We start from the raw sequence: 23,358 nt of genomic DNA on the forward strand, positions 1-23,358 counted from the left end.
AAGGTGGTTATTTTTCAAGCAGTAAACTTACCCATTCTTCTCTTTGAAGTTGTTTTTTAAGTTCAAGGCCGTTTTCTTTGCAGACTTCTAAAATATCATCTACATCGAAGAAGCATAATCCTGAAAGTAATAATTTACCGCCTTCATTCAGTACCGAAACATAGGTCGGAATATCTGAAATAAGGATATTTCTATTAATGTTAGCTAAAATAATGTCGTAGTTTTCTTTGCCTAAGTTCTCAGCAGTTCCAAGCTCAATATCCAGCTCAACCCCATTTCTTACGGCATTTTCTTTTGAATTTTCAACGGACCATTCGTCGATGTCAATCGCTTTTGTATCTCCGGCTCCGATCTGTTTTGCATAGATTGCCAGTACTGATGTTCCACAACCCATATCCAGGACTTTTTTGTCTTTGAAGTCGATATCCATCATCTGCTGGATCATCAAATGTGTTGTCGGATGATGCCCCGTTCCGAAAGACATTTTGGGCTGAATAATAATTTCATGCATTCCCGAAACAGATTCATGGAATTCTGCTCTGATCAGTACTTTATCATCGATATTGATAGGCTCAAAATTCTTTTCCCATTCTTCATTCCAGTTGATATTCGGCATTTCCTGGAAAGTATAGTCTATTTTTACTTCTTCATTCTGGAAAAGCGGAAGCGCTTTCAAATCTTCTTCATTGAATAAGTCTTTCTGAATATATCCTAAAATCCCTTCCAGCTCTTCTGTAAAACTGTCGAAACCTATCTCGATCAGTTCTGCCATTAATATTTCATTCCAGGGTTGAAGCGGAGAAATTTTGAAATCGAATTCTAAATAATTTTGCATGTGAATAATTTGTTGCAAAAATAGCGAATTTAATGGGATAGTTTAATAAGTGAGCGGAGTTGAAGTTTCTATTATTTCAAACGCAAAGGACGCTAAGTTTTTTTTGAAATTATTGAGAATATTTTTTGTTCGCAAAGGCGTTTCACTTAGCGAAGAAATTCTGTCATTCTGACGAAGAAAGAATCTCGGCTTTGTTTTTTGGAGGTTCTTCACTGCGTTCAGAATGGTAAAGTGATTGAAAAATGAACCATTAAGTTTTAATTAAGCCTTTAAGATGATTAAGTTTGAAACTACGTTTTAATTTAGGGTAAGTTTTTAGGATTTTTGCTTAGATTCCTGTGGAATGACATTTTTTGTGGTTATTTCTATTTAATGATTAAAAAGAAAATTGTGATCGTGATTCTTGTTACAATTTGATGTGGAGAGTTTTATATTGGAGATTCTTCACTACGCTTTGCTGCGTTCAGAATGACAAATAATATGCATAAAAAAAGCGAACCTAGGTTCGCTTATATGACTGTTTAAAAACTAATTTCTAATCTCTAGTTTCTAACTTCTATCTTATGGATTGGTAGAGAAAATAGAACCGTTTGCAATTAATGCTCTTCTATTCATTTTCAGAATATCTCTTACCCATTCTGCGAAGTCTTCCGGCTGAAGGACTTTATCAGGATTTCCGTCTGTTAAACCACCCTGAATAGACATATCTGAAGCAATCGTACTTGGTGTAAGCGTAATTACACGGATGTTTTGCTTCCTCCATTCTGCCATCATCGATTGTGATAATGAAACTACGGCTGCTTTTGATGCTGCGTAAGCTGACATATTGGGACCGCCTTTCAAACCTGCTGTAGATGCTACGTTAACGATATCCCCCTCTCCTTTTGCTTTCAGGAACGGATGAACTGCTTTTGCAGCATAATACACTCCGAAAAGATTGGTTTGGATGACCTGCTCCCAAGTTTCAGAAGGCATTTCTTCGATAGAACCGAAATCTCCGATTCCTGCATTGTTGATTAAAATATCTACTCCACCTAATTGTTCTGCTAAAGATTCGATTCCCGCTTTTACTTCAGCTTCCTTATCAACAGAAAAAACTGCATAGGCAGCTTTTACCCCGATATTTCTGATCTCTTCTACGGTATTTTTAAGGTTTTCTTCGTTTCTTCCTGTAATTCCTATATTCACTCCTTCATTGGCCAATGCTATTGCTACAGCTTTACCCAATCCTCTTCCTCCACCTGTAATGATGGCATTTTTTCCGCTTATATTCATATTAAATAGTATTTTTATTCGTTTAAGCAAATTTACGAAAGATGATCTGGATAATGTTGATGAAACCTAAATTTTATAGGAATTGGTAATGAGATGCTTCGACAAACTCAGCATGACATTTAGGATACTGAACTATTTAACCAAAAAGCAAAACCGGCCTATTTAAGGCCGGTTTCATTTGAAAGTATAGTAAAAAATGAAAAACTAAGGAATAAGAATTGAGTTTTGAACCTCAAATTCCTGTGATGTTGAGAACTGATTTCCATACATGTCCATTGCTCTTACCTCAACCTTATGTTTTCCTAAAGAAAGTTTTTTAGAGAAATCTCCTGTCCAAATGTGTTTTGAAATTTCCGGATTAGAAGGTCTTCTTCCCGGGAAGATATTCTGTGTAGTATCCCATTTGAATACCGACATTACAAAACTCGGATCTACGGTTTCATCATAGTCCATTGCTTCCCATTTCTCGTCATCAATTCTGTATTCCACTTTGTCTTTTTTGCTTCCCATAAAGAAGTTGGCTAAGATTTTCGCAGAGGTTTTTGACGGATAAGGAATCACTTTCGGAACGTATAAATTGATCTGATAGTCTTCCGGTTTTCCGGCTGTTTTGTATTTAACTTTATACTGATTATCATTAAAACTAATGAAAGAATATCCTTTTGCCGTACCGTCTCTCATAGTAGAAGTCGGTAATCCTAAATCATCTGAAGTTCCTGACCACCAGTCTCCGCAAGTTGTTCCTACGTTATATTCATGAAGGTCTTTTGAACCGTTCCAACCTGCTGATTTCCCATAAAAAAGCTGTTGCTGAATGTGTGTATGTGCCGATAACAGCAATGCATTCTGGAAAGGAGCTAAGTAATCAAATAATTTCTGACGGTCTGAGTTTCTGAAGTTATCTTCGTTTTTATGTTCTAATGGAATATGGAAAGAAACCACAATCAGTTTGTTTTTATCTACCAGTTTCAAATCGTTTTCAACAAATTTCAACTGGTCTTCACGGAATCCTCCCCAATAGCCTTTTCCGTCTCTCGGATCCGGATATAAGATATCATCCAAAACAATGAAGTGAACATTCCCATAATTAAATGAATAATTTGCAGGTCCGAAATTGGATTCGAAGGTTTCGTCTGAAAGCATATCTTCTTTGGCTTCGTAATTCATATCGTGATTTCCCATGACGTTATACCAAGGCAACCCAATCTCTTTCATTACATCTGCATAAGGTTTTTGTAAGCTTAGATTATCTCCTACCAAATCTCCTAAACTGATTCCCAATACGGCGTTTTTCTTGGTCGTTTTAACCTCATTTACAATGGCTCTTTTAAAATAATCCAATTGTTTTTCTGTATAAGGTTGCGGATCTCCGAAAACGAGGATATCAAAGTTCTTGCTTTCGTTTTGTTTGTTTAAAGCGAAATTAATTTCTTTCGGAAGTTCTCCCGTCGGAGCTGAACCTTTGTATTTAAAGTCTGTAGGTGAGCCTTTTGGTTTGTACTGATAATAATATTGGGGCAGATTGTTTTCATTGACCGGAGTCATGTATCCAGAAGGCTTGATTACAAAAATGGTTTGTCCGTCTTGAATTGGTAAGCTATATCTTCCGTTTTTATCGGTTAAGACCACTTGTACTCCGTTGGAAACGGCAACATTTTCTATTCCTTTTTCTTTTTTTTCTTTTTTCTGATTCTTATTAGCATCTTCATATACATAGCCTGAAACCGAAGTTTGCGCCAAAGCCATTGAAGAAATTAATAGTGCAGGAATGATATATTTTAAATTCATTTTTATTTTTTTAAGATTTACTGATTCCACCAGTTAATTACGTTAATATGATCTCCACCCATTGCCTGAACTGCGGTCTGATAATTTTCGGCATTCAATACTTTTGTAAGCGGCGGATATAAAAGTCTCTGAGGCATTTTACCGTTATTAAGCAATCCTCCGTTATTAGGCAATACCGGATACCCAGTTCTTCTTTGCTCGAACCACTGCTGCCCGTCTACGAAGAAAAGAGCCAGATACTTCTGAAGCATAATCCTATCTAAGGTATTGTTGTAAACAACATTCGCTCCTGTCAAATATCCTGTAGGCATCGTAAGTCCCCATTGTTCAAGGGAAGACTGAACTCCTTTTTCATAATACGTTTGTGCGCTTCCCGTAATAATGCCTTTAAATGCCAATTCTGCCAGAATAAACTGCAATTCAGAATAATGCATAACAAAAATATTAAAAGGTGCAATTGCCAGGTTGGTAGCACTTACGTTAGAAGGCTGATAGTTAAAAGTAGTTCCTGTTGCATATCCTACAGGAGCTCCTTTATATCCTAAACTTACGTTGTTAAGATCTTTTGCTGTAGAGAAAAATCTGGCTAATCTTGGGTCAGTAGCTGAGTTATTCTTAAGCGTATTAATTAAAAATTCTCCGGCAGCACGTCCTGTGGTAAAATCCTGATATCTGGCAATAGGAGCACTAAGCGGCTCAATTCCAGTAATCCCAAGCATTGCACTGTCTGTGTTTGCCGTAAAAATAGGATATGTTGTAGGGTCGTTTACAATTTCGTTTATTCTTTGATATACGTTGATCTCACCGTTCTTTTTCAGGATTCTCGTCAACAATCTCAAAGAAAGCGAATTACAGAATTTTTTCCATTTCAGGATTCCACTTACATCTTTATTAGCATTGTAAAACAAATCAGTATCGGTAAGAGGTGTAGTCGTTACAAAAAGTGAATTTGCTGTTTTTAAATCATCAAGAAGCTTTACATAAATATCTTTTTGCTTATCAAATTTTGGTTGGCTGATTCCTTCCGCAAGCTGTGATGCTTCAGAAAAAGGAATATCTCCGAAAGTATCGGTAAGATTGGCATACAACCAAGCATTCATGACCATAGAAATTGCCTGATAGTTTTTGTTGTTTTGCGCTGTAGCAAGATTGTACATATCTCTTACCTGCTTCAGCCATTTATAAGAATTGTTCCAATAGCCTGTTCCTGTAGATTCACTGATATAGTAACGGCTCACATTGGTTACCGATTCATTAGGAAAATCAATAGCTTCCTGCATGATATCGAAGGTAAAATCATTCGCTCTCATATAACCTGCCGAAGCCATATTGTACTGCACCGGTGCAAGTAAACTTCCGGCAGTAGGATTATACAACTTACTGGTATCTGTATTTATTTCTTCAAAATTCCTGTCGCAAGAAGCCAACGTACAGGCTACTGCAAAAAGACCAAAAAATTTAATTATTATATTTTTCATTATGTAGATTTTATGGTTGTTATGACTTGGTTTTTAAAATTTAACATTAAGCTGAATCCCTACTGTTCTTGCCGTCGGTAACTGCCCTACTTCTGCTCCCGGAGTGATAGATCCATTATTTAAAGTGGCAGCTTCAGGATCGAAAAGTGGGAATTTTGTCCACATCCAAAGGTTTCTACCGAAAACAGAAAGGCTTAAATCTGTCATTTTTAATGATTTTACTAAGTCTTTAGGGAAGTAATACGTGATATTCGCTTCTCTAAGCTTTACGAAAGAGGTATCGAATGAGTTAGTCTCAATATTGGCTCTTCTGTAATAATCTGCATAATAACTGGTAAGAAGTACAGCTTTTGTATTCGGAGAAAAGCTTCCGTCTGCATTCTGTACTACACCCTGCCCCACTATCATTCCGTCAGGATTGTCTCTTCCCATCAAAGTATTGGTAAGTTTACCCTGCTCAGACATTTTGTGATGAGATTGTGAGTATGCTCTCCCTCCGTACTGACCATCAATAGAGAAACTCACAGCGAAGTTCTTATATCGGAAAGAGTTTTGTAAACCGATTCTCCATTTAGCATAGGCATTTCCTACGTATTCTATTTCTGTAGATTTTGCAGTAAGACCATCTGCTCCGTAAATTACCTGTCCATCCGGAGCTCTTTGTAACTTATATCCATACATATCTCCTAAAGAACCTCCTACAACAGCATTGTAAAATAATACTCCTCCAACACTTGACATGGTATAAGGTTCTCCCTGAAATTCTGCAGGTAATGAAAGAATTTTATTTTTATTTAAAGACCAGTTCGCAGAAACATTCCAAGAGAAATCTTTAGATTTTACCGGTGTAGCATTAAGCATCATTTCAACCCCTTGGTTTCTTACTTCTCCGGAGTTAATCATTCTTTGGGTATACCCACTTTCTGCAAGCGTTTGTACCGGGATAATCTGATTTTTGGTATTATTCTGATAAACGGTTACAATATAGTTTAATCGGTTATTAAAGAATCCAAAATCCATCCCGGCTTCAATATTGGTATTCATTTCCGGCTTCAGGTTAGCATTCAATAAAAGATTGTTGGTTTCTGCCGAACCTGTAAACCCGCTGGAATTGTAGAATTGATAAAGTTTGTAAGGCTCTGTATCATTCCCCACCTGAGACCAAGAACCTCTTAATTTCCAATAGTTAAATGATTCTGATTTTAACTTCAACGCATCGGAAAGAATGAATGAAGTCGTTACAGACGGATAAAAATAAGATCTGTTTTCTTTTGGCAAAGCACTGCTCCAGTCGTTTCTTGCGGTAACATCTACAAACCAGATATTATTATAGTTTAAGTTTACCAAACCATAAATACTGTTCATTTCTTTATCTCCAGGAATTGGAAATAAGGATTGTAAAGAAACAGCATTGGTAAGCTCATATAAACCTGCTATTCTAAGGCCTGTTGCTTTATAATCGTTCTGAACGTATTCGTTGTATCTTATATTTCCTCCGGCAGAAATATTATAGTTTAATTTGCCAAGTTTGTTCTTATAAGAAAATAATAAATCTGTGTTGTACTCAGAGTTTTTGATATATTGTTCCCTGTAATATCCCTGAGCATAGTTGGCAGAATTCCAAGGTCTTTTAGTGGTTCTTTCTTCGTTAGTCAACTCGATCCCAGAGCGAAGCATTACGTCAAATTGTTTCGTTAATTTATAAGTCGCCGTGACGTTGCTTGTGATAAATTTTTTATCTAAACCATTCAGCATTTCATAAGCAATAAGATAAGGGTTATCAATAAAAGAACTGAATGGGTGAATCTGCGCCGTCTGATACTGCCCCTGCTTCCAAACCGGTTTGTACCAAGCCAGATCTACATTCGGATTCTGGAAAATCATGAAATATGAAATCGATTGGTTATTGTAGCCTGTTGCCGGAAGATTGTCACTTTTTGTACTGTTGAAAGCAAACTTGGCAACCACCTTAAGCTTTGAGTTTAGCTGATGGTCTAAAGACAATGCATAATTAAAACGGTCAAATCCCGTATTAGGCATCATCCATTCGTTTTTTTGATAGGTTAAAGAGGTTCTGAAGGAAGTATTTTGGTTAGATGCTTCTACTCCTAAAGTATTAGAATAAGTAGCCCCTGTCTGCCAAAAATCTTTCACATTATTGTCATAAGATCTCCAAAGCTGTCTTGATTTACTTTGTCCTTCTATAGTCGGATCGTATTGGAAATAATACTGTCCGTTAAATTTAGGTCCAAAAGCGCTACTTGTTCCTCCCGTACTTACTCCATCTGCTGAAGCTCCATAAGAATAATAGAACTGTCCCGCCGTATTTTTAGCCAAAGTTCCCTGTCCGTATTCATGCTGATAATCCGGCCATTTTAAAACCGAATCAAAGCTGGAGGAAGAATTAAAGGTTACATTTACCTTTCCATTCTTAGTTTTCCCTGATTTTGTTGTAATCATGATTGCTCCACCTGCACCTCTGGAACCATATAAAGCCGCTGCAGAAGCTCCCTGCAATACCGTTACCGATTCAATATCATCCGGGTTGATGCTGTTGAAATTATTTCCGAAATCTACCGGTACATCGCCTCCTGATCCTGCTGCATATGCGTCACTGCCATTACTTGTGTTAGTTCCTCCTAAAGGCACTCCATCTACTACGATAAGTGCTCCATTCTGATCAAGGTTCATAGAAATTGCCCCTCTCAATGTAATTTTTGAGCTTCCCAAAGGTCCGGCGCCTGCTGTCTGAATTTTCAAACCTGCCACTTTACCTTCTAAAGCCTGTGCCCAGTTATTGTTCTGAGTTTTGGTAAACTCTTCTCCGTTTACTTTTGTAGCTACGTACCCCAGAGATTTGTCGTGTCTTTTAATCCCGAGTGCCGTTACAACTACCTCATCAATGCTTTTGATGGTATCTTTTTTAGCTTTTTGCTGAGCCGCCAGATTGACACTTACTAATCCTAAGAGTGCCAAAACCAGTAACTTTTGAGTCTCTTTACGCATATCCTTTTTTGTTTGCGCAAAATTAAAACGACCTGCCCGTAAGGGTTTTAACAAGATCTTAACATTTATTAAAGAATCATTAAACGGAATATGAATTCAGTTTTAACAAAAAACATCAAAACACTGGCTATCATCTATTTAACATAATTAAGTGTTTTTAATATCAGATCTGTCTCACATTTGTCTAACTTTATTGTCTTTTCCGCATAAAACAGGACTTTTCCCTTTTGGAAAGAGCTCTGCCTACGATTCAATAAATACAAAAAAGCCTGTCTCCAAAGAAACAGGCTGTATAGCACATAATCTGATAAATTATTACTTTCCTTTCAGCTGATCAGGAATATTGGTCGTAATAAAACCAATGCCTTGTTTTTTCAATTCATCATACACTCCTACTTCATTTACCGTCCAGGAATTGGTAACCAATCCTAACGCTTTAGCTTCGGAAATCCAGGTAGGATTTTTCTGGAAGATACTGTAATGATAGTCGATTCCGTCTAATCCTTCACTTTTGATCTGCTCAGGTGACAATTCTCCTCTCAGATACTGAACTTTGAATGTAGGCTCAAGTCTTTTGATTTCTTTACAGATATTCAAGCTGAAAGAGATAAATTCACTTTGAGATTCAAGTTTCATTTCTCTGATCATCTTAAGAGTCTTTGCCGTCAGTTCATCTTCTTTTTCCTTCGTTTTGTCCGGCTTTATTTCTACGATCAGTTTTAGTGATTTGTCTTTTTTCCCTTGCTTTAAATAATCTTTTAAAGTAGGAAATTTCTCTCCGTTCGACAATTTCAGTGCTTCCAGTTCTTTGAAATCGGTTTCTGAAATTTCCATTTTCCCGTGGTGCTCATCATGATTAATAACCAAAACACCATCTTTCGTCATTCTCACATCAAACTCAGATCCGTATATTTTCAAATTCTGAGCATTTTCCAATGATTTCAGTGAATTCTCTGTGGTTGCAGGCTGTGTCTGCCAATAACCTCTGTGTGCAATAATCTGGGTTTGTGCCTTCATTACGACTGTGCTTAAAACTGCTAACCCTAAGATAATTTTTTTCATAATATAATTTGATAGTTTATATAAAAAGCTTCGAAACTTTTAGATAAAAGTAGTATTTAATTATTAAAACGAATACTTCGCCCCAATTTGAATCTGGTAAGGATTTCCTGATAATGGTTCTAAACCACTTGTATTTAAGCTATATTTAAGCTGTTTCGTAACCTGATCAAAGCCTGTAATTCTGTAAAGAGACATATTACTGTATGATTTATTAACTCCCCACTCTCTATTAAGTAAGTTCGCTACGTTGAAAATATCAACCGAAATTTCAAACGCCCCGATTTTTTCAAACTTGATCTTTTTTGCGATACGAAGATCCCAAACTCCGTAGAATTTGTTTTTTCCGCCATTTCTTTCCGCTACTTTATTATTGTAATCTGTGATATAATTTTTCAATGCCTGTCCTACATCCGGATTATCAATCAGCGTTTGTGTAAGATTCGGGAAAATATAAGCCAGATCATTTGTATCTACAAAGTCTCCGTTTACGTTTCCACCGGCAGTGACAGAGAAACGGGTTCCTCCCATTCCGGCATATCTGATTCCTAAAGTAAATCCTGCAATTGTAGGAGAGTTACCATAAATGACTACTTTATTTCTGAACTGGTTGTCCGAATAGCTCATTCTTAAATCTCTAGGATCACTCGCAACCGGAGTTGATAAGGTTGCTGAATTTGCTACGTTTCCGTTGTAAGAAGTATTGTCTTTAATATCTGCCCAAGTATAACTTGCTGTGATTTCTCCATCTTTCCAGTAACGGTAACTCGTATCTACCACGAATGAAAACTGATTCACTTTTCCATCACTTACCAACTCAAGAACTCGCCCGAAATTCTGGTTGATTCTTCCGTCTTTCCAGTTCATGGTTCCGTTCGCTGCGATGGATGCCGCCGGAACGTAAACGCCTCTTCCCCCTTCATTATCCAACGTGAAATATGGGTTTGCTGCCATGTTTCTGTCGTAATAGAAATAATTGTTTCTGCCTAAAGCCATATATCCCGCAACTCCCGCTCTGAATCTTTCATTAAAGAAGTGGGTATAAGAAATATTGGCTTTGTAAACGATAGGAATTTTCGCATCTTTTCCTGTGTAATTGATTGTAGGAAGCTGATATTGAGCCAACGTAGGAACCGTTCCGTAATCATTTCTATAGGCGTTAAAATCAGGAACAAGCCCAATTTTAGAAGGATCTACGTCTACTGTTGCCAAATGTCTTCCATCAAATACCAAATTATTGATAATCATATAATTGTTAATATCTGAAGAGAAAATCCCTGCTCCGAACTTTAAGAAATCTTTATTTCCTTCATTAATATTCCAGTCAAACTGGAATCTTGGCTGAATAATAAATGATTTGATCTGATTATCTGTTCTGATTCCCATCTCATCATACAGTTTCTGATTGAATCCTGCTTTCGGATACCCTCCGTAATCCAATCTTAAACCAGCCATCAAATCAAGACCTTTTGCAATTTTAGTCTGAATTTGTCCGTAAACTCCTAAATTATAGATATTCGATTTTACTGATGGATCGTCCATCAAAGGAACTTCTCTGTAAAATCTGTAAGCAATAAGGTTATTGAAATTATACAAATTATCGCCTCCGTTTGCTGCCGGATTTTCTCTGAAATGGAATCTTCCGTTCACCTCACTTCCGTAGATCGATTTTGCCATAGTGTACATGAGATCTGCTCCGAAAGTATATTTAATTTTATCGGTGTTATAATATAAGTTATCCACAATCTGGAAAACATTATTTCTAAAACTTTCCTGCCCGAAACGGTGACCTCCGATCTGGATATTGGTTGCTTTATCCTTTCCATCTATACTGGAAACAATATTTTCAACAATAGCTCTCGGAACCGCATGACCCAGCTCATCATTCTGATAACTGTCTTGTGCCGTATAAAGATATTGAGCTTTTAATTCATTGGTCATATTGGGCTTTAAGTTGGATCTTAAAGTCAATAACAAGCTATTATCTAAGTTTTTATCATTTCCGTAAGACTCAAAGGCATTAATTGCCGTATTATCTCCTAATCCGTTTTTATTTAAATCGTAAGTAAAGTTGTTTCTTAATGTCAATAAATTTTTATCATTAATCTGCCAGTCTAAACGTAAAAATCCTGCATCAGAATTTCTCACTTTATCAAAGCTTCCAAACTGAGGCGTATTTCCAACGCCATATTTTGCTCTTGCAATATCTAAGAATTTATTAAGCGTTGCAGTTGTCGTATTTAATCTCAATTCATCCTCATGCGATTTGATATCCGCAATCTGCAATGGTCTTGAATCTAACTGATGATCCCAAGCCATGAAGAAATGGAGCTTGTTTTTAATGATGGGACCTCCCAACGAGAAACCAAACTGAGACGTTGAGAAATCATTATTGATCCTGTTTCCTCTGATGTCATATTTGCTCGAAAGCCAGTTGGTTCTCAAATATTCCCAGGCACTTCCGGAAAATTTGTTGGTTCCTGATTTTGTCACGGCACTTATTGTTCCACCTCCGCTTCTTCCCAACGTTACATCGTATTGGTTGGTTGTGATTTTAAATTCACGAACCGCTTCCATAGAAATAGAAAACGGAGCGCCGCTTCGGCTTGTTGTAGCCCCTGCAGAAGTCGGGTTCTTTGCAGTCATCCCGTCAATTGTAAAATTGGTGGAAGAACTCAACTGCCCGGAAATACTTCCGTTTTTACCACTTAAAGGAGAAAGCTCAGCCAAATTGGCGAAATTTCTTCCGTTTACCGGCAAAATTGCGATGTTTTTAGCAGACATTGATGTGGCAGCACCAAGGTTTCCGATTTTGTTTTTAAGATTTCCAACAACAACCACTTCTTCGATTGTTTTTTCACTTCCTAAATTCATATTTACCGTTACCTGATCCCCAAAGTTCACTGTATACCCCTCTCTTTTCTCATCATTTACAATCACCGTATAAGGTCCTCCCAAAGGAATTTCTTTGAAAATATACTCCCCTTTTGAGTTGGTTTCAGTCTCTGTTTTAAAACCTGTAGATTCATTAATAATCGTCACTTTCACTTTCTCCTGAGCGGTTTTTCCAACGCCAGTTACCTTTCCTACAATCGACGCCTGCGTGGTTTGTGCATACGCCAGTGTTCCGAAACTCAAGAACAATAATCCCAATACAATTTTTACTTTTCTCATTTTGTCAAATTAGCTGTGCAAAGGTATATCGACCTTCACACCTAGGTGTTTAAGAGAATTTTAACATTTTTTCAATTAAATGATAACATTATGTTAAACCATTGTAAACAGGCATTCTATCGGTTATTTAATCAGTCTGTTAGGGTGTATTAATGGATTTTAATGTTCTCAGAATATTTAATTGACCTATTTTTTAAATGCGATTACTTTAATTACTTTTGCGTAAAAGATAGAAACCCAATGTCCGAACACATTCAACAAAAAATAGAGGAACTTCGTAAGGAGCTTCATCAGCATAATGAAAACTATTACCTTTTAGACACGCCTACCATTTCAGATTATGACTTTGACGTCCTTTTGGAAGAACTGCGTGATCTGGAAGCAAAATATCCTGAATTTTATGATGAAAATTCTCCTACCGTACGTGTTGGTGGCGGAATTACCAAAGTTTTCCCGACGGTTCAGCATAAATTCAGAATGTATTCTCTGGACAATTCTTATGATTTTAACGATCTTGAAGACTGGGAAAAAAGAATTATTAAAACCATTGATGAACCCGTAGAATTTGTTGCAGAGCTCAAATATGACGGAGCATCCATTTCTATTTTGTACGAAAACGGAAAGCTGTCACAGGCAGTTACCCGTGGAGATGGTTTTCAAGGGGATGAAATTACAGCCAACGTTCGTACGATTTCGGATATTCCATTAAAGCTAAAAGGTGATTTTCCTGAGCATTTCTTCATGCGCGGTGAAATTTATCTGACAAGAAAAAACTTTGATAAAATCAATGCATTACGTGAAGAAGAAGGACTTGATCCGTTCATGAACCCTAGAAATACAGCCAGCGGAAGTTTGAAAATGCAGGACAGCGGTGAGGTAAGAAAGCGTGGACTTTCTTCCGTATTATATCAGTTTATTTCTGATGATATTCCTGCAGAATCTCATTGGGAATTACTCCAAAAAGCGCAAAGTTGGGGATTCAAAACCTCTCAACAGGCAAAACTGTGTACAACACTTGATGAGGTAAAAGAGTTTATCACGTACTGGGATACTGAAAGACATAAATTGCCTTTCGAAATCGATGGTATTGTTTTAAAAATCAATTCATTAAAACAGCAAAGACAGCTTGGATATACTGCAAAATCTCCACGTTGGGCAATGGCTTATAAATTTAAAGCAGAAAAAGTAGAAACCGAATTACAAAGTGTTTCTTATCAGGTGGGAAGAACAGGTGCCATCACACCGGTTGCCAATCTGAAACCTGTTTTACTGGCCGGAACAATCGTAAAAAGAGCATCTTTACACAATGAAGATATTATCAAGAAACTTGATCTTCATGAAAATGATTTTGTGTATGTAGAGAAAGGCGGAGAAATTATCCCGAAAATTGTCGGGGTAAATACTGACAAAAGAACTGATGAAAGCAAAGAGATTGAATACATCAAACACTGCCCTGAATGTGGAACAGAACTGGTAAAAATTGAAGATCAGGCGATTCATTTTTGCCCGAATGAACTTCATTGTCCGCCGCAGGTTGTAGGAAGGATGATTCATTATGTTTCCAGAAAAGCCCTGAATATTGAAAACTTAGGAAGTGAAACCATCGAACAGCTTTACAGAGAAAGACTGATTGAAAATCCGGCAGACTTTTATGTTTTAAAGAAAGAACAGCTGTTACCATTGGAAAGAATGGCTGAAAAATCTGCACAAAATATTATTTCAGGAATCGAAAAATCGAAAGAAATTCCGTTTGAAAAGGTTCTTTATGGGATCGGAATAAAACATGTCGGTGAAACCGTTGCCAAAAAACTCGTTAAGAACTTCCCCACTATTGAAGATCTGAAAAACGCGACCGCAGAAGAGCTTTGTCAGGTAGAAGATATCGGAACAAAAATCGCAGTAAGCATCGTAGACTTCTTTGCCAATTCCGAAAATATTCTAATGATCGAAAGACTAAAATCCTACGGAGTTCAGTTAGAGAAAGGAGAAAGTACCAATGAAGTTCTTTCCAACGCTTTAGAAGGGAAAACTTTCCTTTTCACCGGAAAACTATCATTATTCACAAGAGAATCTGCTGAAGATATGGTGGAAAAACATGGCGGGAAAAACATTTCTGCAGTTTCTAAAAACCTCAATTATCTTGTAGTAGGCGAAAAAGCAGGAAGCAAACTGAAAAAAGCTCAGGATATAGGAACGATTGAAATACTGGATGAACAGCAGTTTTTGGATCTGATTAATTCATAATCGCTTTCCATTTTGAGATCGTTTTTTATAGCAATTTAAAATATCATTCTTAAATGTAACAAAATTAGTTACATTTAATTATCTTTGCTATTAATTAATATTAAAAAAATGAGAAAAACTATTGCAATTTTTAGTTTACTGGCATTCTCTTTCTTTTCAATGGGATTGAATGCACAAAGTAAAAAAGTATCACCATCTGATCTGGACTACAATAAAAAACTGGTAGTAGATTTTTATCAGAAAATTTTCGGAGATCACGATTTCGGAAATATTGATCATTATCTTCTTCCAACTTATATCCAGCATAATCCAAATGTTGCTGATGGTTCAGAAGCATTTGAAAAAGCGATAAAGGGTTGGCTGCAAAATAAACCAAAAACGAAAATTGATGTTCAGCATATTGCAGCAGAAGGCGATCTGGTATTTCTTCACATCAAGAATATTTTGCCAGATGGAAAATTGCAGTCTGTGATTGATATTTTTAGAATAGAAAACAAAAAAATTGCGGAACACTGGGATGTTCACGAGACTGTTCCTGAAAAAGCAGCCAATGCACATCCTATGTTTTAAAAGTACGGCAACATTTTTATAGATTGAGTTTTCCGGATTATACTCTCAATAAACTTCTTTGATTAAAGATTTTATCGTAATTTTAATCAAAGAAGTTTACAATCTAACCAATGGAATTTTTAAAGGATCACTATGTTATTCAGAACGATTTAGTTCTCATTTTTATTTCTGTGATTTTAGGCTTGCTTATCGGTACAGAACGTGAATACAGAAACAAATCTGCGGGATTGCGTACCTTTATTTTGGTATGTTTTGGTTCTTGTGTATTTACCGTTTTATCTTTAAAAATAGGAATTGCCAATCCTGACCGTTTGGCGGCCAATATCATTACAGGAATTGGCTTTTTGGGAGCAGGAGTCATCTTCAAAGATGATAATAAAATCGGGGGAATTACGACGGCGACCACAATCTGGGCAACTGCTTCCATTGGTATGGCGGTTGGTTCTGGATATGTTTATCTTGCATTATTAGGAACAGTTTTAGTATTATTAATATTAAGTTCTTTAACCTATTTTGAACGATTTATTGACAAAAAGCATAAAATCAGAGAATATAAAATTGCCGTTGTAAATTATCATGATATCAAACACTGTGAAGAACTTTTTGTAAAAAACAACTTAAAATTTATTCTTTCAAAGCAGCAATATACGCAAGGTAATCTTGCCACAACATGGATTATCACAGGAAATAATACCCATCATGAAGCTTTAATGAAAAATCTCATGGAAGACGAAAAAATTATTGCCTACCAGTTTTAATCAAAAAATAAACAGACTGCCCTCAAAAGCGGTCTTTTTCTTTTAGTAAAAAATTAATTTTATGTATTTTTAGGCAAAATTTTTTGTAATGATAAAACGTAATATTCTCATTGCTTCGGCATTCTTTAGTTTTTCTCTAGGAATTGCCCAGCAATATGGCGGAATGTGGATCCCGACAGAGCTTAATGAAAAGGAAATGAAAGATTTGGGGATGAAAATTTCTGCTAAAGATATATTCAATGTTCAAAAACCAAGTATTAAAGATGCTGTAGTACAGTTCAACGGAGGCTGTACCGCTGAAATTATTTCTCCAAAAGGATTGCTTCTTACCAACCACCACTGCGGATATGGGCAGATACAAGCCCACTCTACGGTTGAAAACGATCTTTTATCTAACGGGTTCTGGGCTAAAAATTCGGAGGGAGAACTTCCTAACCCGGGTGTTACGGTAGATTTCATTGTAGACATCAAAGAAGTTACCCAGCAAATTCTTGAAGGAACTGACAAGCTTACAGAGCCTGAGCTTTCGAAAAAAATTGCTAATAATATTGAAGTTTATAAAAACTCTCAAAAAATAGAGTCTTACCAGTCTATTTCTGTAAAATCTATGTATTACGGAAATAAATATTATGCTTATACTATTGAAACGTATAAAGATATCCGATTGGTAGGAGCACCGCCACAAAGTATCGGAAAATTCGGAAGTGATACTGATAACTGGGTTTGGCCAAGACATACGGGAGATTTCTCTATGTTCAGAATTTATGCAGGAAAAGATAATAAACCAGCAGAATATTCAAAAGACAATGTTCCTTATGTTCCGAAGCATTATCTTCCGGTTTCCATTAAGGATAAAAATGAAAATGATTTCACTTTTGTATTCGGATTCCCAGGAAGAACTACGGAATATTTACCGGCCATTGCAGTTGAAAAGATCATGAAGGAAATCGATCCGGCAAGAATTGCAGTGAGAGATGTAGCTTTAAAAACATTGGACGAAAAAATGCGTGCTGATGATGCTACACGTATCAAGTATGCTTCAAAATATGCTTCAGTAGCCAATTACTGGAAAAAATGGATCGGTGAGGTTGAAGGATTAAAAAAATCTAACGCGGTTGAGAAAAAAGTAATGTATGAAGGTTCTTTGGTGGCTAAAAACCATGAGATCAAATCTACCTTAGATCAGCTTAATAAATTATACAACGACCAGGCTCCTTACGCACTTAACAATGCTTATTATACAGAAGTTTTAAGAAATGCTGAAACATTAATGTTAGCAAATCTTTACTACAACTATGTGACTTCTGTAGAAGCCGGAAGAATGGATGAAAAAGCAACGGCTGCTTTCAAGAGCAAATTAACTTCTTTCTACAAAGATTACAGCGCTGAATTAGATGCAAAGGTTACGGCAAAACTTTTAGCGTTATATGCTAATAAAACCGCTCCACAATTCTTACCTGCAGGATTTGACAAGTATAAAAATGAGACTCAGAATATCCAAACTATTGAAGAAGCCTCTAAAAATTCTATCATTACAGGAAGAACTGAAGTAAACGGAGCTTCTACTTCTAAAGATATTGAAAAAGCCCTTTCTAATCAGGATAAACTGATCAAAACACTGAAAAAGGATCCTATCTATCAGATTTATGTTACGTTAAGAGAAACCTATATGAAAACGGCAGATCCTCAGTTTACTTCTTTACAGGGTAAGATCGATGAATTGCAGAAAACTTTCATGGCTCAGCAAATGGAGACGGATAAAGACAGAAAATTCTTCCCGGATGCCAATTCTACCCTTCGTGTAACGTATGGAAAAGTAAAAGGGTCAAGCCCGAGAGACGCTGTTTCTTATAACTACCAAACGCATTTGGCTGGTGTAATGGAAAAATACGTTCCTGGAGATTATGAATTCGATGTTCCTAAAAAACTAATCGATCTTTACAGTAAAAAAGATTTCGGAGTGTATAAAGATAAAACAGGAGATGTTCCGGTAGGATTTACGGCAACCAACCATACTACAGGAGGAAACTCAGGAAGTCCTGCTCTGGATGCCAACGGAAATTTAGTTGGTCTGAATTTCGACAGACAGTGGGAAGGAACGATGAGTGATATCAACTACGATCCTCGTTTCAGCCGAAACATCATGGTAGATACCAAATACATTCTTTTCATCATCGATAAATATGCCGATTCAAAATGGCTGATTGATGAAATGAAAGTGATCAAATAATCAGCTTTACTTCAATTAAGGCAAAATAAAACCCCGAAAATTTTCGGGGTTTTTGTTTTTTAATGCCCAAAAATATCTTTCAGACTTACTTCTTTAAAAGTTCCCATCTGATCTACTGCTTCTCTATTCAGGTTTTCCTTTTTCCCGATAATGGCCGTATTGAAATGAATCGGTTTAATGTCTGTATTATAAAACTGTTTCAGATCATCAAAACGAAGATTTTCGATCTGCTGATAAATATCTTTTCTAAAATCGTGATGAATATTTAGTTTTTTCAGCCTCAATGTATTGAAAAAGATATTCGTTCTTGTAATTCTTGTTGATGCGATCTGCTTCAATGCTGCATTTCGGGCATTTTCAAACTGACTGTGAACTTCAGGAAGTTCGCTCATCAATTCTGTCATGGTATCTACCGCGATCTGTAATTTATCCGGCTGTGTTCCGATATACGTTGTAATGTAATCAGGATGATTCAATTCCGAGTTCGGAGCGTACGAAACATAAGCAGAATAGGCTAAACTCTTACTTTCACGAATTTCCTGAAATACGATGGATGATAATCCTCTTCCGAAATATTCATTAAACACATTGATTTTTCCGAAGTTATCAATGTTTACCGAATGTCCTCTCCCAACCTTGCTCATTTCCATTTGTACCATATCATAGTTGGTAAAATAAACATTCCCGATGGTCTCCGGTTCCGGATATTGTTTAGGTTCCGGAACTGAAAGGCTTTCATTCTCCGTATATTTTCCGATATAGGCTGTAAAATGTTCAAAATATTTCCCGTAGAAAAATATCTGATAAGGGAATCTGAACAGGTTTTTCATTCTGTCGGTAAAGACTTCAATAGCGCTGCTTTCAAGCTCTTCTTTTGAAATAATATCGGTAAAACGGGAGAATTCCCCCAGTTTTGTATAATTCGTCAAAGCTGACATAATTCTTCCTTTGTCTTTTTTTACCGCCGTTCTGTTCTCCAACACTGTTTCTACGAATTGACTGTAAATCTCCTGATCTGGTTTTACGTCATACATCCAGTGTTGCAACAGCTCAATTCCTTTTTCAAGATTCTCTTCCAATCCGCTTAAAGAAACCAAAAGCTGATCATTGGACGTTTTAAAATCATTTGAAACCCCAATTTTAAAGAATTCTTTTTTCAGATCTTCCGGCGAAAACCGGTCTGTTCCCAAGTATTGAAGAATCTGTGTAGAAATTCCCCAATCACGGTCGTGATCGCTTCCGAACGGGAAAATAAAATGAACCTGTGCGATATCATTATACTTATTTTTAACGAAACTCAGTTTTTTATCTTTAACGACATCCGTTTTTATTTTTTTCTGATAATCAATAAATTCAGGAGTAATATCTCCGGTTTTTTCGGCTAAAATCTGCTGTAAAAATTCTGATTGTGCTTCACGATTGATTTTCACGGGAGTAATTCCCGGGTTCTCCACCCTGATCAATTTATCGTTTATTCCTTTTTCCTTATAAACAATAACATAATTATCTTTAAAAAATTCGTTCGCAAATTCAACAACATCCTCTTTCGTAAAACCTGCATATTCATCCATTTCATTCAGTTCCTGTTCCCAGGTTCTTTCTTTAATGTAAGTATCGTAAAGATTGGTGGCCAATCCATCTGCAGTTTCCAAGGTTTTCATCCTTTGCAGCTTAAAGTCATTGATAATAGCAGGAAGCATCCAATCCGGAAAATCTCCTTTTTTTACCAGTTCAATCTGCTCCAGAACCAATTCTTTGGCTTCATCCAAAGTCTGGGTCTCTTTAGGCACGGCAACGATTGAAAAATATCCGTATTGTTTTAATCCTACAGAAAAAGCCTGCCCCCAAAGTAATTTCTGAGTCTGGTTGATATTTAAATCCATCAATCCCGCTTCTCCTCTATTACTTAGAATATTGGCTATAATATCTGCTAATATCGATTCTTTGGTTCCGTAACTTTCAGTTCTCCAAGCTAATTGCACTCTTGGTGTCGTCGGACTTTTTACAGTTCTTTTTACAATTTCTGTAATCGGTTTTTCTATAACCGGAGTCTTTTTTGGAAGCTCTCTGTAAGGAATTGCCCCAAAATACTGATCTACAAGCTGAATGGTTTCTTCAAAATCTAAATCTCCAACCAAAACGACTGCATAATTATTAGGCACATAATATTCATCAAAATATTTGTGAATCGCCTTCATCGAAGGGTTTTTCAGATGTTCCGGTTTTCCCAGTGTGGTTTGCTGTCCGTTCGGATGGGTTGGAAAAAGCGCATCCATCAGTTCATAATTCACCAGTCTCGAATCATTATCCTGCGCACGGTTGAATTCTTCATACACAGATTCCAGTTCGGTATGAAAAAGCCTTAAAACCATTTCTGAAAATCGTTCTTTTTCAACTTTCAGCCATTTTTCAAGCTCGTTATTCGGAATATTGTTCTTATAAACCGTTTCATCAAACCAGGTATGTGCATTGGTTCCTGTTGCTCCCAACGAAGAAATTACCTTATCATATTCGTTTGCAATCGCATACCGGCTTGCTTCCTGAGAAATTTCGTCTATTTTATTATAGATGGCTTTCTTTTTCTCAGGATCAGATTCGGCCTTATGCTGCTCGTACAATTCTGATATCTGCTGTAATAATTCACTTTCTTTTTCCCAATTCTGAGTTCCGATCTTTGACGTTCCTTTAAACATCATATGTTCAAGATAATGTGCTAATCCCGTATTATCAGAAGGATCATTATTACTTCCTGTTCTCACCGGAATATAGGTCTGAATTCTTGGAGCATCAAAGTTCTGGGCTAAAAAAACTTTTAGTCCATTCTTTAATGTATAAGTTCTTACCTTATTTTCGTCGTTAGAAATTGTGATATACTCGTAATTGTTCGGATCTGTATGAATTGTTTCGTTGTATCTTCCGTTGGTCATAAATAAACTCATTTTCATTCTTAAAAACAAGAATGCATACAAATGTAAGGAATCAAAAAGGAACCTCTGAAAATTTCATGAATATTACGTCTATTGTCATGATTGTAAAATGTTAAAATTTAATTTTATATTCTCAATCTCTTCCATAAAATGTTTTAAATTTGAATCAGTTACTTATTCAAACAGCTTCTCATGGAATATTATACGTATTGGTCACTTCTAGATACTCCAAGTAATTCAATTAAATCGTACTCCGTCTGTTTAGTATTACTGATTATTTCTATAATTGCATTTTTCTTAGTATTGAAATTTCAAAAAAATGAGGATAAAAAGCTTTACTTAGTTTTAATAAGTTTATTCATTGTGACATCACTTCCCGGATATATTTACCTAAGATTTTTCACTCCAGATAATACAAAAGAAAGAATTACAAAACTTCTTGAATCGGAAAATTTGGGGAAAGTAGAAGGTAAAATTTCCAATTACAGAGAAAGATTAGAAGGAAAGCAAAAAATTGATAGTTTTGAAGTAAATTCTGTGGTTTTTCAATATTCTGAAAATGCCATATCAGAATTTAATCATTTCGGAGGTGACAGAAGTAATGACTTATATAATAATCTAAACGTAAGAATTACTTACAGCAAAGGAGATAAATTTAATGAGATTGTAAAAATTGAAATTGCAAAATAAATTAACCTAAATGTCAGCAACATTCTTCCCAACCTCACAAGAGTTCCGAAACTGGCTTGAGGAAAACCATCAAAACAAAAAGGAACTTCTCGTTGGATTTTTCAAGGTCGGAACAAAAAAGCCTTCTATCACCTGGTCCGAATCTGTGGATCAGGCGTTGTGTTTTGGCTGGATAGACGGGGTGAGAAAGTCGATTGATATTGAAAGTTACAGCATCCGTTTCACTCCCCGAAAATCTACGAGTATTTGGAGTGCTATCAATATTAAAAAAATTGAAGACCTCACAAAAGCCGGATTAATGACTCCACAAGGATTAAAAGCTTTTGAATTAAGAAAGGAAGAAAAGTCTGCCATTTACTCTCACGAAAAAGAACCCGCAACACTGGATCCTGAATTTGAAAAACAGTTTACAGCAAACAAAAAAGCATGGGAATTTTTTAATAATCAAGCTCCGTCTTATAAAAAAGTAATGCTTCATTGGATCATGAGCGCGAAACAGGAGAAAACAAGATTGTCTAGATTGGAAAAGACAATCAGGGAAAGTGAATTGGGAAAAAGAGTTTTATGATGAATCGTATTTTAATAATTTTCATTCTATTATTTCTTACATCTTGTATAAAACAAGAAAATATTTCTTTTCATCAGCTGGAAGTTGGAAAAGTAAAGTTTGAATATCCTTCTGATTGGAAACTGACAAAAATGAACGGGATTGATTCTTACATTTCCTATCTTTCAAAAGATAAGGATACTATTTTCATGGAGTATGGAATGTATAATCCCAAATTATATAAAGAACCGCTACGAAATAATCGTTTTAAGCAAATGACAATCGATGGAATTGAAGCTATTTTTGAAACTTCTTCAAACAATTATGGTGGGTTTGCTTCAATTTATATTCCCAAAATAGATTCAACTGATGGATTTTATATGTTCAATAAAAATGGAAATATTCAAGAGGTTTTAAATATTTATAAAACAATCAAATTAAACCATTCACAGCGAAAATCACCATTAAAAATTAATTTACAAGAGTTTTCCGACATAAAATCTCCACCTGGAATTGTTTTGTATGAAAATAACTGCTTAAGCTGCCATTCCGAATATCGATATGAAATAGGTCCTTCGCTAGATCCAAAATTCATTCAATCCAAAGGTAAATTTTGGCTTAAAAACTATCTTTATTCTAAGAAAAAAACTTTAGAATATAATATTGAATGTTCTCAGATTCAAAAGAAAGATTCTGTAACTGCAAATGAACTGCTGAAATATCTATTTCAACCCCTTTAAATTGTCAAATTCTTAAATGACCTCAAAGATTACTTTG

15 protein-coding genes are annotated in these 23,358 nt (G+C 36.0%); 7 read left to right on the plus strand and 8 right to left on the minus strand.

The features are described 5' to 3' along the window. Positions 1-7 precede the first annotated feature (7 nt). The 7 genes from prmA to JI747_RS14800 all read right to left on the minus strand — a co-directional run bounded on the left by prmA (position 8) and on the right by JI747_RS14800 (position 12,615). The gene (gene prmA, locus JI747_RS14770) at positions 8-835 is read right to left on the minus strand and encodes a 50S ribosomal protein L11 methyltransferase (RefSeq protein WP_225689660.1); all 828 of its coding nucleotides are present in this window, start codon (positions 833-835) and stop codon (positions 8-10) included. A gap of 561 nt (positions 836-1,396) precedes the next feature. After that, positions 1,397-2,110 carry a 3-ketoacyl-ACP reductase gene (locus JI747_RS14775; RefSeq protein WP_225689661.1) on the minus strand — a complete coding sequence of 238 codons (714 nt, stop codon included), beginning with the start codon at positions 2,108-2,110 and terminating at the stop codon, positions 1,397-1,399. 204 nt (positions 2,111-2,314) lie between these two features. Further along, positions 2,315-3,898: a calcineurin-like phosphoesterase C-terminal domain-containing protein gene (locus JI747_RS14780; RefSeq protein WP_225689662.1), complete on the minus strand. Its 1,584-nt coding sequence runs from the start codon at positions 3,896-3,898 to the stop codon at positions 2,315-2,317. Between the two features lie 17 nt (positions 3,899-3,915). Next, positions 3,916-5,376 (minus strand): SusD/RagB family nutrient-binding outer membrane lipoprotein, encoded by a 1,461-nt coding sequence (locus JI747_RS14785; RefSeq protein ID WP_225689663.1) that lies wholly within the window; start codon positions 5,374-5,376, stop codon positions 3,916-3,918. Between the two features lie 33 nt (positions 5,377-5,409). Next, the gene (locus JI747_RS14790; RefSeq protein WP_225689664.1) at positions 5,410-8,382 is read right to left on the minus strand and encodes a SusC/RagA family TonB-linked outer membrane protein; all 2,973 of its coding nucleotides are present in this window, start codon (positions 8,380-8,382) and stop codon (positions 5,410-5,412) included. 315 nt (positions 8,383-8,697) lie between these two features. Then, entirely contained in the window at positions 8,698-9,444 is a 747-nt protein-coding gene (locus JI747_RS14795; RefSeq protein ID WP_225689665.1) for a glycerophosphodiester phosphodiesterase family protein, read from the minus strand. Between the two features lie 63 nt (positions 9,445-9,507). Next, the gene (locus JI747_RS14800; RefSeq protein WP_225689666.1) at positions 9,508-12,615 is read right to left on the minus strand and encodes a TonB-dependent receptor; all 3,108 of its coding nucleotides are present in this window, start codon (positions 12,613-12,615) and stop codon (positions 9,508-9,510) included. A 240-nt stretch (positions 12,616-12,855) separates the two neighbouring features. Between JI747_RS14800 and ligA the strand changes: the two genes are divergently transcribed. From ligA to JI747_RS14820, 4 genes are all read left to right on the plus strand, one after another. Next, positions 12,856-14,859, plus strand: a complete 2,004-nt coding sequence (gene ligA, locus JI747_RS14805) for an NAD-dependent DNA ligase LigA (RefSeq protein ID WP_225689667.1) — start codon at positions 12,856-12,858, stop codon at positions 14,857-14,859. Between the two features lie 108 nt (positions 14,860-14,967). Further along, complete coding sequence (locus JI747_RS14810) at positions 14,968-15,429, plus strand: nuclear transport factor 2 family protein (protein ID WP_225689668.1); 462 nt, start codon at positions 14,968-14,970, stop codon at positions 15,427-15,429. A gap of 110 nt (positions 15,430-15,539) precedes the next feature. Continuing rightward, positions 15,540-16,187, plus strand: a complete 648-nt coding sequence (locus tag JI747_RS14815; RefSeq protein ID WP_225689669.1) for an MgtC/SapB family protein — start codon at positions 15,540-15,542, stop codon at positions 16,185-16,187. Between the two features lie 88 nt (positions 16,188-16,275). Then, positions 16,276-18,417 carry a S46 family peptidase gene (locus tag JI747_RS14820; RefSeq protein WP_225689670.1) on the plus strand — a complete coding sequence of 714 codons (2,142 nt, stop codon included), beginning with the start codon at positions 16,276-16,278 and terminating at the stop codon, positions 18,415-18,417. A 59-nt stretch (positions 18,418-18,476) separates the two neighbouring features. On the opposite strand, the gene JI747_RS14825 is transcribed toward JI747_RS14820, so the two are convergent. Then, positions 18,477-21,362, minus strand: a complete 2,886-nt coding sequence (locus JI747_RS14825) for a M16 family metallopeptidase (RefSeq protein WP_394371154.1) — start codon at positions 21,360-21,362, stop codon at positions 18,477-18,479. Positions 21,363-21,536: 174 nt separating this feature from the next. Here JI747_RS14825 and JI747_RS14830 point away from each other — a divergent pair, with 174 nt between their 5' ends. From JI747_RS14830 to JI747_RS14840, 3 genes are all read left to right on the plus strand, one after another. Then, positions 21,537-22,034: a hypothetical protein gene (locus tag JI747_RS14830; RefSeq protein WP_225689671.1), complete on the plus strand. Its 498-nt coding sequence runs from the start codon at positions 21,537-21,539 to the stop codon at positions 22,032-22,034. A gap of 10 nt (positions 22,035-22,044) precedes the next feature. After that, on the plus strand, positions 22,045-22,602 hold the full coding sequence (locus JI747_RS14835) for a YdeI/OmpD-associated family protein (RefSeq protein ID WP_225689672.1): 558 nt from the start codon (positions 22,045-22,047) through the stop codon (positions 22,600-22,602). A gap of 131 nt (positions 22,603-22,733) precedes the next feature. After that, on the plus strand, positions 22,734-23,321 hold the full coding sequence (locus tag JI747_RS14840) for a hypothetical protein (protein ID WP_225689673.1): 588 nt from the start codon (positions 22,734-22,736) through the stop codon (positions 23,319-23,321). Positions 23,322-23,358 lie beyond the last annotated feature (37 nt).

Source organism: Chryseobacterium tagetis (assembly GCF_016735585.2).
Lineage (GTDB): Bacteria > Bacteroidota > Bacteroidia > Flavobacteriales > Weeksellaceae > Chryseobacterium > Chryseobacterium tagetis.

Bases quoted from the DNA above. Each gene is read 5' to 3' on its own strand.
- prmA (WP_225689660.1), bottom strand. From the start codon at position 835: ATGCAAAATTATTTAGAATTCGATTTCAAAATTTCTCCGCTTCAACCC.
- JI747_RS14775 (WP_225689661.1), bottom strand. From the start codon at position 2,110: ATGAATATAAGCGGAAAAAATGCCATCATTACAGGTGGAGGAAGAGGA.
- JI747_RS14780 (WP_225689662.1), bottom strand. From the start codon at position 3,898: ATGAATTTAAAATATATCATTCCTGCACTATTAATTTCTTCAATGGCT.
- JI747_RS14785 (WP_225689663.1), bottom strand. From the start codon at position 5,376: ATGAAAAATATAATAATTAAATTTTTTGGTCTTTTTGCAGTAGCCTGT.
- JI747_RS14790 (WP_225689664.1), bottom strand. From the start codon at position 8,382: ATGCGTAAAGAGACTCAAAAGTTACTGGTTTTGGCACTCTTAGGATTA.
- JI747_RS14795 (WP_225689665.1), bottom strand. From the start codon at position 9,444: ATGAAAAAAATTATCTTAGGGTTAGCAGTTTTAAGCACAGTCGTAATG.
- JI747_RS14800 (WP_225689666.1), bottom strand. From the start codon at position 12,615: ATGAGAAAAGTAAAAATTGTATTGGGATTATTGTTCTTGAGTTTCGGA.
- ligA (WP_225689667.1), top strand. From the start codon at position 12,856: ATGTCCGAACACATTCAACAAAAAATAGAGGAACTTCGTAAGGAGCTT.
- JI747_RS14810 (WP_225689668.1), top strand. From the start codon at position 14,968: ATGAGAAAAACTATTGCAATTTTTAGTTTACTGGCATTCTCTTTCTTT.
- JI747_RS14815 (WP_225689669.1), top strand. From the start codon at position 15,540: ATGGAATTTTTAAAGGATCACTATGTTATTCAGAACGATTTAGTTCTC.
- JI747_RS14820 (WP_225689670.1), top strand. From the start codon at position 16,276: ATGATAAAACGTAATATTCTCATTGCTTCGGCATTCTTTAGTTTTTCT.
- JI747_RS14825 (WP_394371154.1), bottom strand. From the start codon at position 21,362: ATGAAAATGAGTTTATTTATGACCAACGGAAGATACAACGAAACAATT.
- JI747_RS14830 (WP_225689671.1), top strand. From the start codon at position 21,537: ATGGAATATTATACGTATTGGTCACTTCTAGATACTCCAAGTAATTCA.
- JI747_RS14835 (WP_225689672.1), top strand. From the start codon at position 22,045: ATGTCAGCAACATTCTTCCCAACCTCACAAGAGTTCCGAAACTGGCTT.
- JI747_RS14840 (WP_225689673.1), top strand. From the start codon at position 22,734: ATGAACGGGATTGATTCTTACATTTCCTATCTTTCAAAAGATAAGGAT.